General features: G+C 59.0%; 11 protein-coding genes and 4 tRNA genes. 14 read left to right on the plus strand and 1 reads right to left on the minus strand.

Features of this window, described 5'->3' with window-relative positions; genetic code table 11:
- Positions 1-29 precede the first annotated feature (29 nt).
- The gene (gene typA, locus BQ9846_RS08385) at positions 30-1,856 is read right to left on the minus strand and encodes a translational GTPase TypA (protein WP_075880566.1); all 1,827 of its coding nucleotides are present in this window, start codon (positions 1,854-1,856) and stop codon (positions 30-32) included.
- A 143-nt stretch (positions 1,857-1,999) separates the two neighbouring features.
- On the opposite strand from typA, the gene BQ9846_RS08390 reads away from it, so the two are divergent.
- From BQ9846_RS08390 to rpoC, 14 genes are all read left to right on the plus strand, one after another.
- On the plus strand, positions 2,000-2,983 hold the full coding sequence (locus tag BQ9846_RS08390; RefSeq protein ID WP_075880567.1) for a biotin--[acetyl-CoA-carboxylase] ligase: 984 nt from the start codon (positions 2,000-2,002) through the stop codon (positions 2,981-2,983).
- Complete coding sequence (locus BQ9846_RS08395; RefSeq protein WP_075880568.1) at positions 2,980-3,819, plus strand: type III pantothenate kinase; 840 nt, start codon at positions 2,980-2,982, stop codon at positions 3,817-3,819. Before BQ9846_RS08390 ends, BQ9846_RS08395 begins: the two co-directional genes overlap by 4 nt.
- A 131-nt stretch (positions 3,820-3,950) precedes the next feature.
- A tRNA-Tyr gene (locus tag BQ9846_RS08400) sits at positions 3,951-4,034 on the plus strand.
- A 77-nt stretch (positions 4,035-4,111) separates the two neighbouring features.
- A tRNA-Gly gene (locus BQ9846_RS08405) sits at positions 4,112-4,185 on the plus strand.
- A gap of 30 nt (positions 4,186-4,215) precedes the next feature.
- Positions 4,216-4,290, plus strand: a tRNA-Thr gene (locus tag BQ9846_RS08410).
- 161 nt (positions 4,291-4,451) lie between these two features.
- Positions 4,452-4,527 (plus strand) — tRNA-Trp (locus BQ9846_RS08415).
- Positions 4,528-4,597: 70 nt separating this feature from the next.
- On the plus strand, positions 4,598-4,981 hold the full coding sequence (secE, locus tag BQ9846_RS08420) for a preprotein translocase subunit SecE (RefSeq protein WP_075880569.1): 384 nt from the start codon (positions 4,598-4,600) through the stop codon (positions 4,979-4,981).
- Positions 4,982-4,989: 8 nt separating this feature from the next.
- Entirely contained in the window at positions 4,990-5,523 is a 534-nt protein-coding gene (nusG, locus tag BQ9846_RS08425) for a transcription termination/antitermination protein NusG (RefSeq protein ID WP_075880570.1), read from the plus strand.
- A gap of 100 nt (positions 5,524-5,623) precedes the next feature.
- Positions 5,624-6,055 carry a 50S ribosomal protein L11 gene (gene rplK / locus BQ9846_RS08430; RefSeq protein ID WP_075880571.1) on the plus strand — a complete coding sequence of 144 codons (432 nt, stop codon included), beginning with the start codon at positions 5,624-5,626 and terminating at the stop codon, positions 6,053-6,055.
- 2 nt (positions 6,056-6,057) lie between these two features.
- Positions 6,058-6,750 (plus strand): 50S ribosomal protein L1, encoded by a 693-nt coding sequence (rplA, locus tag BQ9846_RS08435; RefSeq protein ID WP_075880572.1) that lies wholly within the window; start codon positions 6,058-6,060, stop codon positions 6,748-6,750.
- Between the two features lie 322 nt (positions 6,751-7,072).
- Entirely contained in the window at positions 7,073-7,576 is a 504-nt protein-coding gene (rplJ, locus tag BQ9846_RS08440; RefSeq protein WP_075880573.1) for a 50S ribosomal protein L10, read from the plus strand.
- Positions 7,577-7,673: 97 nt separating this feature from the next.
- Complete coding sequence (gene rplL / locus BQ9846_RS08445; protein ID WP_075880574.1) at positions 7,674-8,045, plus strand: 50S ribosomal protein L7/L12; 372 nt, start codon at positions 7,674-7,676, stop codon at positions 8,043-8,045.
- Positions 8,046-8,251: 206 nt separating this feature from the next.
- Positions 8,252-12,328, plus strand: a complete 4,077-nt coding sequence (rpoB, locus tag BQ9846_RS08450; RefSeq protein WP_075880575.1) for a DNA-directed RNA polymerase subunit beta — start codon at positions 8,252-8,254, stop codon at positions 12,326-12,328.
- Between the two features lie 10 nt (positions 12,329-12,338).
- Positions 12,339-16,556: a DNA-directed RNA polymerase subunit beta' gene (rpoC, locus tag BQ9846_RS08455; protein WP_075880576.1), complete on the plus strand. Its 4,218-nt coding sequence runs from the start codon at positions 12,339-12,341 to the stop codon at positions 16,554-16,556.
- The last annotated feature ends 74 nt before the right edge of the window (positions 16,557-16,630 follow it).

Below are 16,630 nucleotides of genomic sequence, written 5' to 3' on the forward strand. Positions count from 1 at the left end.
CGGGCTTGGTGCGTGGTGCGGTGCGAGCGTTACTTTTTATTGGCGCGCTTACGCTCGTTCTCTTTGAGCAGCTTCTTACGCAGGCGGATGTGGTTGGGCGTCACTTCCACCAGCTCATCGGAGTCGAGGAACTCGATGGCCTGCTCCAGGGTGAACTTGATCGGCGGCGTGAGCACGATGTTTTCATCGTTGCCCGAGGCGCGCATGTTGTCGAGCTTCTTGCCCTTGGTGGGGTTGACCACGAGATCGTTGGCGCGGCTGTGGATACCGATCAGCATGCCTTCGTAGACTTCGGTGCCGTGATCGACGATCAGCTTGCCGCGCTCTTGCAGGGTGTAGAGGGCGTAGGCCAGCGCCTTGCCATCCACCATCGAGACCATGACGCCGTTACGGCGCTCGATGGCCGCGTCGGGCTTGAGCGCGCCGTAGTGGTCAAAGCGGCTGGTCAAAATGCCGGTGCCGGAGGTCAGGGTTAAAAACTGACCGCGAAAGCCAATCAAGCCCCGCGCGGGGATAATGAAGTCCAAGCGTACCCGGCCTTTGCCGTCCGGGTTCATGTTGGTCATTTCGCCCTTGCGATAGCCCAGCTCCTCCATAATGGCGCCCTGGTGCTGCTCTTCGCAGTCGATGATCACCTCTTCGTACGGCTCTTGCTTCTCGCCGTCGATCTCTCTGATGATCACTTCCGGGCGGCCGACGGCAAGCTCAAAGCCTTCGCGGCGCATGGTTTCGATCAAAACCGACAGGTGCAGCTCGCCGCGGCCGGAGACTTTGAACTTCTCCGGGGTTTCGCCCTGCTCGACGCGCAGCGCCACGTTGTGGATCAGCTCTTGTTCCAGGCGATCTTTGATGTTGCGGCTGGTGACGAACTTGCCGTCTTTGCCCGCGAACGGCGAGTCGTTGACCTGGAACGTCATCGACACCGTGGGCTCATCGACGGTCAGCGGCGTTAGCGCTTCGACGTGGTTGACATCGCATAGCGTATCGGAGATGGCCAAGTCCTCGATGCCGGTGATGCAGACGATATCGCCGGCGGTGGCTTCATCGGTCTGCACCCGCTCCAGGCCCATGTGGGTCATCACCTGACCAATTTTGCCGCGACGCGTGTTGCCCTCTTTGGTCACCACGGTGATTTGCTGGTTGGGCTTAACGCTGCCGCGGGTAATGCGGCCAAGGCCGATAACGCCGACGTAGCTGTTGTAATCCAGCGCGGAAATCTGCATCTGGAAAGGCCCGTCGATCTCAACTTTAGGCGGCTCGACGATATCGACGATGGACTGGAACATCGGCGTCATGTCGTCGGCGAGCTCTTCGGGCTCTGGGCCGGCGATGCCGTTAAGCGCCGAGCAGTAGATGATCGGGAAGTCGAGCTGGTCATCGGACGCCCCGAGGTTATCGAACAGATCAAAGATCTGGTCAATCACCCAGTCCGGACGCGCGCCGGGACGGTCGATCTTGTTGACCACCACGATCGGCTTCAAGCCACGGTCAAAGGCTTTCTGTGTGACAAAGCGGGTTTGAGGCATCGGGCCATCAACGGCGTCCACCAGCAGCAGTACTGAGTCCACCATGGACATCACGCGCTCGACTTCGCCGCCGAAATCGGCGTGCCCCGGCGTATCGACGATATTGATGTGGTAGTCGGTGCCGTTGGGGGCTTGCCACTTAATCGCGGTGTTTTTGGCCAGGATGGTAATCCCGCGCTCTTTCTCCTGGTCGTTGGAGTCCATGACACGCTCTTGCCCTTCGGCTTTGCGGTCTAGGGTGCCTGACTGACTCAGAAGTTTGTCGACGAGGGTGGTTTTACCGTGGTCAACGTGGGCGATAATGGCAATGTTGCGAAGATTCTCGATCACGACGCGATCCTGCTAAAAAAATAGGGCGGCATTATAGGGTCTGGGAGCGGTCGACTGCCAGCGTTGTGTTGATTATGTTCGGTTTGTTTTCGCCCTGTGAACGCTTCCGGTAAGATGTGGCTTTTCCCAGGTGGGGCAGAATAATGACCATCGGCAATCTGATGCGTTTACTAAGCGATGGTGAGGTGCACTCCGGCGAGCAGCTAGGCGAGGCACTGGGTATCTCCCGCGCGGCCGTTTGGAAGCAGCTAAAAAAGCTAGAGGCGCTAGGGGTCGAGATGGAGGCGGTCAAGGGCCACGGCTACCGTCTCGTACAGCGACTAGAGCCGCTTGAGGGCGCGAAAGTGGTTGCCCACCTTCCGGCAAGCGCGCGCCACCACTTGGCGCGGCTTTTTATTGAAGACCAGCTGCCCTCAAGCAATGAGTATCTGCGTCAGCGTTTTCAGCAAGGCGCCGGCCACGGCGAGGTGTGCCTGGTCGAGCTGCAAACGGCCGGCCGCGGGCGCCGCGGGCGTACCTGGACCACGCCTTGGGGGCAGAGCTTGATGCTCTCCGTCGGCTGGCGTTTTGAAAGCGGGGTGGTGGCGCTTGAGGGGTTAAGCCTTGCCGTGGGCGTGGTGGTGGCGCAAGCGCTGGAGCGTTGCGACGCAGCGCCCAAGCTCAAATGGCCCAACGACGTGCTGCTCGAAAACCGCGACGGCGAGCTCTCCAAGCTTGCGGGTATCTTGGTGGAAGTGACCGGCGATGCCGCGGGGCCGTGCGAAGTGGTGATCGGCATGGGGATGAACCTCTGGCTGCCCGAGGCGATGCGCGCAGCGATTGGGCAGCCGGTCGCCGCCCTGGCGGACGTCTGCCCGCACGTTGAACGCAACCGATTGGCGGCCGATGTCATCGCTGGGCTTTTGGATATGCTCGCTACCTTTGAAGCGCGCGGCTTTAGCGCCTGGCAGGCAGCATGGAATCAGCGGCACGCCTTTGAGGGGGAGCCCGTCTACGTCCTTCAAGGTAATGAGAAGTACGAGGCCACGGCTGGCGAAGTGGATGCCAGCGGTAACCTCTGGGTGACGCAAGCAGGACATTCTCGGCGCCTTGCCGGTGGCGAGATCAGCATACGCAGGCGCTTATGATTCTGGATCTGGATATTGGTAACACGCTCTCCAAGTGGCGCCTCAAGGAGACGCAAAGCAGTGAAATCCGTTCGCGCGGTGCCGTGTGGACGCGTGAGGAGTGGCGCCCGGGCGCGGATATTCCCGATCTGGATGTCGTGGAGTCGGTGCGCATCTCGAGTGTCGCGCGGGCGGCGGTGCTGGATGAGACGGTCGCTTTGTTGCGCCGGCAGGTGCCGCATGTCTTCGTTGCCCGTTCGACGCGGGAGGCGCTCGGCGTGGTGAACGGCTATGACGAGCCCGGGCGCCTAGGGGTCGACCGCTGGATGGGCGCGCTGGCGGGGTATCAGCTGGCCGGCGGTTGCTGCGCGGTGGACTGCGGTAGCGCCATCACGGTGGATTTCGTCCTCCCGGGGGGTAACCACTTAGGCGGCTATATCATTCCTGGCTTGCGCTTGATGAAAGAGAGCTTGAAGCTCGGCACCCGTAACGTGGCCATTGACCCTGAAAGCGAGGCCGAAGAACTCCTGGAGCCGGGACGGCGTACCGTCGAAGCCGTCAATCACGGCATCTATATGGCAGCGGTGAGTGCGATCAACCGTGTCTACAGTGAAGTGTGCGACCAGCAAGGCGTGGCGCTGCCGATGCTGCTCACCGGCGGCGATGCCCGGGTGATATCCCGAGGTGTGCAGGTGCCGCACGCGGTATGGCCCGATATGGTGTACGGCGGGCTGGAGGCGTGTTTTCCCTTAACGCTTGCCGAGCGGGCAGGGAGAATGTCGGGTGCGCCCAGCGTGCCCGAGCCCGTGGCATTAGAAAAAATACGCGCGGGGCTTGCATTCTCCATGCTGCTTTGACAGAATGCAGCGCGTTCCAGGGCGGAAAGGCAGGCGAGCCTGTCGACAAGTTGATGATTTATATTGCTTAACGCAAACGCAATCTTCACTTGACACTGCTTTGGAGGCTGGCATAATGTGCCGCCACAGACGGAGGGGTTCCCGAGTGGCCAAAGGGAGCAGACTGTAAATCTGCCGCGAAAGCTTCGAAGGTTCGAATCCTTCCCCCTCCACCAGATTTGCTGACTAGCAGCCATAAGTTGCTGAGCGGGCAAGTGGGTCTGATTACTTGAAAGCTCTGCTAGCGTGTTTTGCGGGCATAGTTCAATGGTAGAACCTCAGCCTTCCAAGCTGATGATGCGGGTTCGATCCCCGCTGCCCGCTCCAAACAAGTTTGTGTGGTTTGTGCAGTAAGTTGCTCATGTAGCTCAGGGGTAGAGCACACCCTTGGTAAGGGTGAGGTCGACGGTTCAAATCCGTCCATGAGCTCCACATTTCAATAAAGGCGAGCAGAGCTCGCTTTTTTTGTCCCTGCTTTTAAGCGGTGCTTAAAAGTGGAAAAGGGTTGTCAAGTAGAAGTGCTTTCGCTACTATGGCGCCCGCTGTTGCGTAGAGCCGGGCAGATAAAGCTAAAAAGCGGCGCAACACGATACAGGCCAGTAGCTCAATTGGCAGAGCAGCGGTCTCCAAAACCGCAGGTTGGGGGTTCGATTCCCTCCTGGCCTGCCAACCTTCCCCAGGTTGGCGTGCCCTCAAAGAATTCCTTTATCGTTCGCTGCACCCTGAGGAGTCTCGTTTTATGAAGCCTAGTCCTGTAAAGCATGGCGCTGAGGTGCAACCGTCGCGTCATGACGGGCTCAAGTGGGCAGCGGTCGTAGCGCTATTGGTGGTTGCTATTGTGGGTAACACCTATTTTGCCGATTTGGCCCTTTTGTATCGCGTGCTAGGCGTTGTCGTGCTGTGCATTATGGCCGGCGCGGTGGCGTTGACCACCACGAAAGGGCGTAATCTGGTTATCTTGGCGCAAGAGGCCAAAAAAGAGATTCAGCGCGTGGTCTGGCCGACACGCCCCGAGACAGTGCAGACCACGGCGATCGTGCTGGCGGCTGTTTTTGTTGTTGGTCTGGCGTTGTGGTTGATTGACACGCTTCTCAGCTGGGCGATGTCCGGCGTCATTGGTTAGGAGTTTTCATGTCCAAGCGTTGGTACGTCGTACACGCCTACTCCGGTTTTGAAAAGCATGTCATGCGCTCGCTTATCGAGCGCGTGAAGATGTATGGCATGGAGGATCGCTTCGGTGAAATCCTCGTGCCGACCGAAGAAGTGGTTGAAATGCGTGACGGCAAGCGCCGCAAGAGCGAGCGCAAGTTCTATCCCGGCTACGTGCTGGTCGAGATGGAAATGGCCGACGATACCTGGCACCTGGTTAATGAGACGCCGCGTGTTATGGGCTTTATCGGCGGTACTAAAGAGAAGCCCGCGCCGATCACGACCCGCGAGGCGGAGTCGATTCTGCGTCGCGTCAAAGATGGCACCGATAAGCCGCGACCCAAAACCGTTTTTGAGCCGGGTCAATCCGTGCGCGTGATCGATGGGCCCTTCGCTGACTTTAACGGTGTGGTCGAAGAAGTTAACTATGAGAAGAGTCGCCTTCAGGTGAGTGTGCTGATTTTTGGTCGCGCAACGCCGGTCGAGCTTGAGTTCTCTCAGGTTGAAAAAGAGTAGTTATTTAAGATAGTTGAGAAACTGTTTTCGCGAGCCGGCCATGTGCCGGCTGGTTGTCACCGGGGAGCCGTAAGGCGTTAGGACCCAATTGGAGTGAATCATGGCCAAGAAAGTACAGGCTTACATCAAACTGCAGGTAGCTGCAGGTAAAGCCAACCCAAGTCCGCCCGTCGGCCCCGCGCTGGGTCAGCACGGCGTGAACATCATGGAGTTCTGTAAAGCGTTTAACGCCGAGACTCAAGACATTGAGCCCGGCCTGCCGACGCCTGTTGTGATCACGGTTTACTCGGATCGCAGCTTTACCTTCATCACCAAGACGCCGCCGGCGGCCGTGCTGCTCAAGAAGGCAGCGGGTATCAAGTCCGGTTCTGGTGAGCCGAACAAGAAGAAGGTAGGTACGGTGACCCGTGAGCAGCTTGAAGAGATCGCCAAGACCAAAGAGCCGGATCTCACGGCTGCTGATCTCGATGCCGCTGTGCGCACCATTGCCGGTAGCGCTCGCAGCATGGGCTTAAACGTGGAGGGTCTCTGATCATGGCTAAATTGTCGAAGCGCGCGCAGCAGATTCGCGAAAAAGTCGACCCGAACAAGTCTTACTCGGTGGAAGAAGCCGTGGTGCTGCTCTCTGAGTTGTCGAAAGTCAACTTCAAAGAGTCCGTTGACGTGGCGATCAACCTTGGCGTCGACCCGCGTAAATCCGACCAAGTAGTACGTGGCGCTACCGTTATGCCCAACGGCACCGGTAAAGACGTACGCGTGGCGGTTTTCACCCAGGGCGCTAACGCCGACGCGGCCAAAGAAGCCGGTGCTGATATCGTCGGCATGGAAGATTTGGCTGAGCAAGTCAAAAAAGGCGTAATGGACTTCGACGTTGTCGTGGCTTCTCCCGATGCCATGCGCGTTGTCGGTCAGCTGGGTCAGATTCTGGGTCCGCGCGGCCTGATGCCGAACCCGAAAGTGGGTACCGTGACGCCGGACGTCGCGACCGCGGTGAAAAACGCCAAGGCCGGTCAGGTGCGTTTCCGTACCGACAAAAACGGCATTATCCACACTACTGTGGGTAAGGTCGACTTTGACGCCGACGCCATTAAAGGCAACCTTGACGCGCTGATCGCTGATCTGAAAAAGCTCAAGCCTAGCACGTCGAAGGGTGTTTACTTCAAGAAGATGACCCTGTCCAGCACCATGGGGCCGGGCTTGACCATCGATCACAGCGCCTACATTTAAGGCGTGGTCGAGAAGGGCGTAGGCGCGCTATAAGCCTGCGTCTGGTCTATCAAGAACAATTGAGCAAGAACTTTGCGGTCCCCGTACGGACAAAAAACGTCAGGGCGGGGCGCCGTCAAAGACCGCAGGTGTCGAGCGATTCAGCTCGACTTAATGACAAGCGCCTGCGCAGATGGTGTTGCCGCCAGTTGGTCGATGCTTTTAGCAAGCCCGCTTTCTGGTGAGCACCATCCCCTAGGCTTCTCGGCGCAGTTTTCGGCTGAGAAGAGATGGTAACCACCGGAACCTGCCCTTAAGGTTTCGGCACGAAGGAGTGATCACTGTGCCACTAGCACTTGAAGGCAAGAAAGCGATTGTTGCCCAGGTCAGTGAAGCGGCTAAAGACGCTCTCTCCGTCGTAGTTGCCGACTCTCGCGGCGTTGCGGTTAGCAAGATGACCGACCTGCGCAAGCAGGCGCGTGAGAATGGTGTAGAGCTGCGTGTTGTGCGTAACACGCTGGCTCGCCGCGCTTTGGAGGGCACTCAGTGGGAGTGTCTGAACGAAAGTTTTGTGGGTCCGACACTGTTGGCCTTCTCTAACGAACATCCGGGCGCTGCTGCGCGGTTGTTCAAAGAGTTTGCCAAGGACGACAAGAATTTCGAAGTTAAAGCGCTGGCCTACGAAGGTGAGCTGATTCCGGCTGCTGACATCGACCGTCTGGCAACCCTACCGACCTACGACGAGGCAATCGCCAAGTTGATGTCGGTAATGAAAGAAGCCTCCGCTGGCAAGCTGGTTCGTACTTTGGCCGCCTTGCGCGACCAAAAGCAAGAAGAAGCGGCGTAAATCCGCTCACTTGTTGGCGGCTTAACGCTGCCTGATACGAGCAATGAATCCTGAGTCCTCGGGTGGCCGAGACTCCCGCAAAGTTAGGAATGAAACAATGGCACTGACCAAAGACGATATCATCAACGCCGTCGCCGACATGTCCGTGATGGAAGTTGTCGAGCTGATCGAAGCGATGGAAGAGAAATTCGGTGTTTCTGCCGCAGCCGCTGTCGTGGCTGGCCCGGGTGGCGGTGAAGCCGCTGCCGAGGAAGAGCAGACCGAATTTGACCTGGTACTCACTTCTGCGGGTGACAAGAAAGTTAACGTCATCAAAGCGGTTCGTGAAATCACCGGCCTTGGCCTGAAGGAAGCTAAGGGTGCCGTTGACGGCGCACCGGCGACCATCAAAGAAGCAATGTCCAAGGAAGACGCTGAAGCAGCGAAAACGAAGCTGGAAGAAGCAGGCGCAAGCGTCGAGCTCAAGTAATTTGTGGCTCGTGGCTTTACGCGCTGCGTAAGCTTCCACGGCTGGCGGCGGGCAACTCCCGCTGCCGGCCTTTTTCTGTTGTAACAGATTAAAGAATTTTTGACGGCGAGCTGCCCTTTCCAGGAGCTTGCTGTCTGCGTCTGAAACGCCCGCGGGGCAGATGACCACGCATCGGTCACCCATGGTGAACAAGCTGGGGAAAACAGATGGCTTACTCATACACTGAGAAAAAACGCATCCGCAAGGATTTCGGCAAACTGCCCCAAGTAATGGATGTGCCTTATTTGCTGGCCATCCAGCTTGATTCCTACTACGACTTTCTCCAGCAAGACCGTTCGCCCGACGAGCGCCACGAGGTTGGCCTGCACGCGGCGTTCAAGTCAGTGTTCCCGATCGAGAGCTTCTCCGGTAACGCGGCGCTGGAATATGTCAGTTATCGGTTTGGCACGCCTGCCTTTGACGTTAAAGAGTGTCAGCTTCGCGGCGTGACCTACTCCGCACCGCTGCGCGTCAAAGTACGTTTGATTATCTATGATCGCGACTCGTCGAACAAAGCGATCAAAGACATCAAAGAGCAAGAAGTCTACATGGGGGAGATCCCCCTGATGACCGAGAACGGTACCTTTGTGATCAACGGTACCGAGCGCGTTATCGTGTCTCAGCTCCACCGCAGCCCCGGTGTGTTCTTCGATCATGATAAGGGCAAGAGCCACTCCTCCGGCAAGCTGCTCTACTCGGCGCGCGTGATTCCTTATCGCGGCTCCTGGCTCGACTTCGAGTTTGATCCCAAAGACAACGTCTTTGTGCGTATCGATCGCCGCCGGAAATTGCCGGCATCGGTCTTAATGCGGGCGCTCGGAATGAGCACCGAAGAGATCCTCGACGAGTTCTTCGAAACCACCGTGTTCCACATTGAGAAGTCAGGCTTCTCTGTGGAGCTTGTGCCGTCACGCCTGCGCGGCGAGACCGCGACCTTCGACATCAAGGATGGCGAGGGTAACGTGATTGCCGAAGAGGGGCGTCGCATCACCCAGAAGCATATCCGCCAGCTGGAAAAAGCCGGCATTGAGCGTCTGGAAGTGCCGATGGAGTACCTGTTCGGCAAAACGCTGGCCAAAGACCAGGTCGATACCAAGACCGGCGAGCTGATCGTTGCGTGTAACACCGAGATCACGCCGGAAGTGCTGGAGCGCATGGCGCAGGGCGGTATCACGCGCATTGAAACGCTCTACACCAACGATCTTGATTGCGGTTCATTCGTCTCCGATACGCTGAAGCTCGATACCACCGGTTCGCAGCTTGAAGCGCTGGTCGAAATCTATCGCATGATGCGCCCCGGCGAGCCGCCGACCAAAGAGGCCGCCGAGACGCTGTTCCACAATTTGTTCTTCACCGAAGACCGCTACGATCTTTCCAACGTCGGCCGGATGAAGTTCAACCGCCGCCTGCGCCGCGACGAAGACACCGGCTCCGGCGTGTTGGATCGCAAAGATATCCTCGATGTGCTGCGCGAGCTGATCAATATCCGCAACGGCTTTGGTGACGTTGACGATATCGATCACCTGGGTAACCGCCGTATTCGCTGCGTGGGCGAGATGGCCGAAAACCAGTTCCGTGTCGGCCTGGTGCGCGTTGAGCGCGCAGTCAAAGAGCGTCTCTCCATGGCCGAAAGCGAAGGCTTGATGCCGCAGGACTTGATCAACGCCAAGCCGGTCGCGGCGGCGGTGAAAGAGTTCTTTGGCTCCAGCCAGCTCTCGCAGTTCATGGACCAGAACAACCCGCTCTCCGAGGTGACGCACAAGCGTCGTGTCTCGGCGCTTGGCCCGGGCGGTTTGACCCGCGAGCGCGCCGGCTTTGAGGTGCGCGACGTCCACGCGACCCACTACGGTCGCCTGTGCCCGATCGAAACGCCGGAAGGCCCGAACATCGGTTTGATCAACTCGCTGGCGACCTACAGCCACACCAACAGCTACGGCTTCCTTGAAACGCCGTACCGTAAAGTAGTGAACAGCCAGGTCACCGACGATGTGGTCCACCTCTCGGCCATTGAAGAGGGGGATTACGTTATCGCCCAGGCCTCGGCCGCCGTCGATGAATCCAACAAGCTCTCCGACGATCTGGTACAGGTGCGCCACCGCGGTGAAACCACCTTTATGCGCCCGGAGCAGGTCACGCTGATGGACGTATCGCCGCGCCAGGTGGTCTCCGTGGCGGCCGCGCTGATTCCGTTCCTTGAGCACGATGACGCTAACCGCGCCTTGATGGGGGCGAACATGCAGCGTCAGGCGGTACCGACGCTGCGGGCGGACAAGCCGCTCGTGGGTACCGGCATGGAGCGCTTTGTCGCGCGTGACTCCGGCGTTTGTGCCGTGGCGCGCCGTGGCGGCGTGATTGATTCGGTGGACGCGCGGCGTGTCGTAGTACGGGTGAACGAAGATGAGATCATCGGCGGTGAAGCCGGGGTCGATATCTACAACCTGACCAAGTACGTGCGCTCCAACCAGAACACCTGCATGAACCAGCGTCCCATCGTCCGCCCGGGCGACGACGTGGCGCGCGGCGATATTCTCGCCGACGGCCCCTCGGTGGACATGGGGGATTTGGCGCTAGGGCAGAACATGCGCATCGCCTTCATGCCCTGGAACGGCTACAACTTCGAGGACTCGATTCTGCTCTCGGAGCGTGTCGCCCAAGAAGATCGCTTCACCACGATCCATATCCAGGAGCTGACCTGTGTGTCGCGCGACACCAAGCTCGGCCCGGAAGAGATCACCTCGGACATTCCCAACGTGGGTGAGTCCGCGCTAGGGAAACTGGACGAAGCCGGTGTGGTCTATATCGGTGCCGAAGTCGGCCCGGGCGACATCCTGGTGGGTAAGGTGACGCCCAAAGGCGAAACCCAGCTCACGCCGGAAGAGAAGCTCCTGCGCGCCATTTTCGGCGAGAAAGCGTCGGACGTGAAAGATACCTCACTGCGTGCCCCGACCGGCATGAAAGGGACCGTCATCGACGTGCAGGTCTTTACCCGCGACGGTGTCGAGAAAGACTCACGTGCGCTCTCCATTGAGCGTATGCAGCTTGACGAGGTGCGTAAGGATTTGCAGGAGACGTACCGTATCGCCGAGGATGCCACCTTCGAGCGCTTGAAGCGCACGCTGGAAGGGCAGGTGGTCAACGGCGGTCCGCAGCTCAAGAAGGGCGATGTGCTCGACGAGGCGTACCTCGATGAGCTGCCGCGTCAGCAGTGGTTCAAACTGCGCATGCAGGATGAAACCTACAACGAGCTACTGGCTCAGGCCGATGAGCAGCTGGAAAACCGCCGCAAAGAGATGGACGAGCGCTTTGAAGATAAGAAGCGCAAGCTCACCCAGGGCGATGACCTGGCGCCGGGCGTGCTCAAGATCGTCAAGATCTATATGGCCGTGAAGCGTCGCATTCAGCCGGGTGACAAGATGGCCGGCCGTCACGGTAACAAAGGGGTTATCTCGGCGATCATGCCGGTCGAAGACATGCCCTTTGACGAGCAAGGCGAGTCGGTGGATGTCGTCCTCAACCCGCTGGGCGTACCGTCGCGCATGAACGTAGGGCAGGTATTGGAGACTCACCTGGGGATGGCGGCCCGCGGCTTGGGCGTCAAGATCGATGCCATGCTCCGCGACGCCCGCGAACAGCAAGTGGCAGAAATCCGCGACTTCCTGGGGGAGATCTACAACACGCCGGGTACCCGCGTGGAGGACATTAGTTCGCTGTCTGATGACGAAGTCATCGCGCTGGCGAAAAACCTCAAAGGCGGCGTGCCGATGGCGACACCGGTATTTGACGGCGCCCAAGAGCACGAAATCAAGCACCTGCTGCGTCTGGCGGATGTGCCTGATTCCGGTCAAATGACGCTTTACGACGGCCGTACCGGCGATGCCTTTGATCGCCCGGTCACCGTTGGCTACATGTACATGCTGAAGTTGAACCACTTGGTGGACGATAAGATGCACGCCCGTTCTACCGGCTCTTACTCGCTGGTGACCCAGCAGCCGCTGGGCGGTAAGGCGCAGTTCGGTGGTCAGCGTTTCGGTGAGATGGAAGTGTGGGCGCTGGAAGCGTATGGCGCCGCCTATACACTACAAGAGATGCTTACCGTCAAATCGGACGACGTCGAAGGCCGCACCAAGATGTACAAGAACATCGTGGATGGCGACCACACTATGCAGGCAGGCATGCCGGAGTCCTTCAACGTTCTCGTGAAGGAAATCCGCTCGCTGGGCATCGATATCGAGTTAGAGAGCTAGGAGCCGTCAAATGAAAGATTTGGTGAAAGTCCTCAAATCGCAGTCTCAGTCCGAAGAGTTTGACGCGATTAAGATTACGCTGGCGTCGCCGGACATGATTCGCTCCTGGTCCTTCGGCGAGGTGAAAAAGCCCGAGACCATCAACTACCGCACCTTTAAGCCGGAGCGGGATGGTCTTTTCTGCGCCAAGATTTTTGGCCCGGTGAAAGACTACGAGTGTTTGTGCGGCAAGTATAAGCGCATGAAGCACCGCGGGATCATCTGTGAAAAGTGTGGCGTCGAAGTCACCAAGGCCGCCGTGCGCCGTGAGCGCATGGGCCATATCGAGCTGGCCTCGCCGGTCGCGCACATTTGGTTTTTGAAGTCGCTGCCGTCGCGCATTGGCATGTTCCTCGATATGACCCTGCGGGATATCGAGCGCGTGCTGTACTTTGAAAGCTTCGTCGTAATCGACCCCGGCATGACCACGCTGGAGCGTGGTCAGCTGTTGAACGACGAGCAGTACTTTGAAGCGCTGGAAGAGTTTGGCGACGACTTCGATGCCCGCATGGGCGCCGAAGCCGTGCAGGAGCTGCTTAAAGACATCGATCTGGAAGAAGAGATCAACCATCTGCGCGAAGAGATTCCGCAGACCAACTCGGAAACCAAGATCAAGAAGCTCTCCAAGCGCTTGAAGCTTCTCGAAGCGTTCTACCACTCCGGCAATGCGCCGGCGTGGATGGTCATGGAAGTGCTGCCCGTGCTGCCGCCGGATCTGCGTCCGCTGGTACCGCTTGATGGTGGCCGCTTCGCGACCTCGGATCTCAACGACCTTTACCGTCGCGTGATCAACCGTAACAACCGCTTGAAGCGTCTGCTGGACCTCAATGCGCCGGACATCATCGTGCGCAACGAGAAGCGCATGCTGCAGGAAGCGGTCGACGCGCTGCTGGATAACGGCCGCCGCGGCCGGGCGATCACGGGCTCCAACAAGCGCCCGCTGAAATCGCTGGCTGACATGATCAAAGGTAAGCAGGGGCGTTTCCGTCAGAACCTGCTGGGTAAGCGTGTCGACTATTCGGGCCGCTCGGTCATCACCGTAGGGCCGACTTTGCGCCTGCACCAGTGCGGTTTGCCGAAGAAAATGGCGCTGGAGCTGTTCAAGCCGTTTATCTACTCCAAGCTGCAGTCGCTGGGTTACGCCTCAACGATCAAAGCGGCGAAGAAGATGGTCGAACGCGAACTGCCGGAAGTGTGGGACATTCTCGCCGATGTGATCCGCGAGCACCCGGTGCTGCTCAACCGCGCGCCGACCCTGCACCGTCTGGGCATCCAGGCGTTCGAGCCGCTTTTGATCGAAGGTAAAGCGATCCAGCTGCATCCGCTGGTGTGCGCGGCCTACAACGCCGACTTTGACGGTGACCAGATGGCGGTCCACGTGCCGCTGACCCTGGAAGCACAGCTCGAAGCCCGCGCGCTGATGATGGCCACCAACAACGTGCTGTCACCGGCTAACGGCGAGCCGATCATCGTACCCTCGCAGGACGTGGTCTTGGGTCTCTATTACATGACCCGCGAAAAGGTTAACGCCAAAGGCGAAGGCATGGTGTTCTCGGACCTCAATGAGGTTGAGCGCGCCTTCGGTACCCAGACGGTATCGCTGCACGCCAAGGTAAAAGTGCGCCTAGACGAAGTGGATGTCGATGAACAGACCGGCGAGCGCTCCGAGCACCGTTGCCTTTACGACACCACCGTGGGTCGCGCGCTGCTGTTCCGCATTCTGCCGGAAGGCGTGCCGTTTGAGCTGATTGATCAGCCGATGAAGAAAAAGGCGATCTCCGGCTTGATCAACGAGGTGTATCGCCGCTCAGGGCTCAAGCCGACCGTTATCTTCGCCGATCAGCTGATGTACACCGGTTTCCGTCTGGCCACCTGGTCGGGCGCCTCGATTGGGGTCAACGACTTTGTTATTCCCGAAGCCAAGACGGAGATCGTCGATGCGGCCGAAGCGGAAGTCAAAGAGATCGAAGATCAGTTCTCTTCGGGTCTCGTGACCGCCGGCGAGAAGTACAACAAGGTGATCGATATCTGGTCCAAGGCCAACGATAAGGTGGCCAAGGCGATGATGACCGGTATCTCCAAGGAGACCGTGATCGATCGCGACGGCAACGAGGTCGAACAAGACTCGTTCAACAGCGTCTTTATCATGGCGGACTCCGGCGCCCGTGGCTCGGCGGCGCAGATTCGTCAGCTCGCGGGTATGCGTGGCCTGATGGCCAAACCGGACGGCTCGATCATCGAAACCCCGATCGTCGCCAACTTCCGTGAAGGCCTGAACGTACTGCAGTACTTCATCTCGACCCACGGCGCGCGTAAAGGTCTGGCGGATACGGCACTGAAGACCGCGAACTCCGGTTACCTCACGCGTCGTTTGGTCGACGTGGCGCAAGACTTGGTGATCACCGAGACCGACTGTGGCACTGAAAACGGCTTGACCCTGCACCCCATTATCGAGGGTGGCGATATCATCGTACCGCTGTCACAGCGTGTTCTGGGGCGTGTCGTGGCGCAGGACGTGATCGACCCCGGCACCGAAGAGGTCTTGATTCCGCGCAATACCCTGCTCGATGAGAAGTGGTGCGCCGATCTGGATACCATGGGTGTCGATGAGATCATCGTGCGCTCGACGATCACTTGTGATACGTCGCACGGTGTCTGCTCGGCGTGTTATGGCCGTGATCTGGCGCGGGGTCATCAGGTGAATATCGGGGAATCCGTCGGCGTTATCGCCGCGCAGTCCATCGGTGAGCCGGGTACCCAGCTGACCATGCGGACGTTCCACATCGGTGGCGCGGCGTCGCGCTCCTCGGCGGTGGACAGCGTTCAGGTTAAGCACGGCGGTAAGGTGCGCCTGCACAACATCAAGCACGTTGAGCGTGCCGATGGCAAGCTGGTGGTGGTATCGCGCTCCAGCGCCTTGGCCGTGGCCGATGAGCATGGCCGCGAGCGCGAGTACTACAAGCTGCCCTACGGTGCCGAGCTCTCCGTGCGCGACGGCGATGTCGTGGACGCCGGCACCGTGGTGGCCAAGTGGGATCCGCACACCCACCCGATCGTCGCCGAAGTCGAAGGTCAAGCGCAGTTTGTCGATCTCGACGAGGGTGTGACCATGCACCGTAGCGTCGATGAGATGACCGGCCTCTCCTCGATTGAGGTGATTGAGTCGGCGGCGCGGCCGATGGCGGGGCGCGATAAACGTCCGATGATCATGCTCAAAGACGCCGCCGGCGAGTACGTGGCGGTGTCGGGCTCGAATACCCCGGTGCAATACCTGCTGCCGGGCAGGTCGATCATTTCCGTCGATGATGGCGCGACCATCGGTGTCGGTGAAGTGGTCGCCCGTATTCCGGTCGAAGCGTCGAGCAACAAGGACATCACCGGGGGTCTGCCGCGCGTGGCGGATCTGTTCGAGGCGCGCAAACCCAAAGAGTCGGCGATTCTGGCCGAGATCAGCGGCGTCATCAGCTTTGGTAAAGAGACCAAGGGCAAGCGCCGCTTGACGATTACGCCTGAAGATGGCGATCCGTTCGAAATGCTGATCCCGAAGTGGCGTCAAATCGCGGTCTTCGAAGGGGAGAGCGTTGAGAAGGGGGAAGTCATCTCCGACGGGCCGAGCAACCCTCACGATATCCTGCGCTTGCTGGGTGTCGCGGAGCTAGCCAAGTACATTACGGCAGAGGTACAGGACGTTTACCGCCTGCAGGGTGTGGGCATCAACGATAAGCACATCGAAGTGATCGTGCGCCAGATGCTACGTAAGGTCGAGATCACCGATGCCGGCGATTCCGACTTTATCACCGGCGATCAGGCAGAGTTGGTGCGGGTGCTGGAGCAGAATGCGCGCTTGGAGAAAGAGGGCAAATTCCCGGCCAAGTACCAGCGTCTGCTGCTGGGTATCACCAAGGCGAGCCTGGCCACCGAGTCGTTTATTTCCGCGGCCTCCTTCCAGGAGACCACCCGCGTATTGACCGAAGCGGCGGTGACCGGCAAGCGCGACTACCTGCGCGGCCTGAAAGAGAACGTGGTGGTGGGGCGTCTGATCCCTGCGGGTACCGGTTTGACCCACCACGCCGAGCGTCGTCGCAAGCGCGAAGACGCGGATCGACTGCTCAACCCATCGGCGATGGAAGTCGAGCAGGAGCTTGGGGCTCAGTTAACGGCGTTGGATTCCGACGACGAAGAGCTCTAACCCCGTTGGCTTCAGGATTAGGCCGTGGCGATAGAACCGTCGACACGGCTTGACGATCACTGGGGCGAACCATT

The organism is Vreelandella massiliensis (assembly GCF_900155385.1).
Taxonomy (GTDB): Bacteria; Pseudomonadota; Gammaproteobacteria; order Pseudomonadales; family Halomonadaceae; genus Vreelandella; species Vreelandella massiliensis.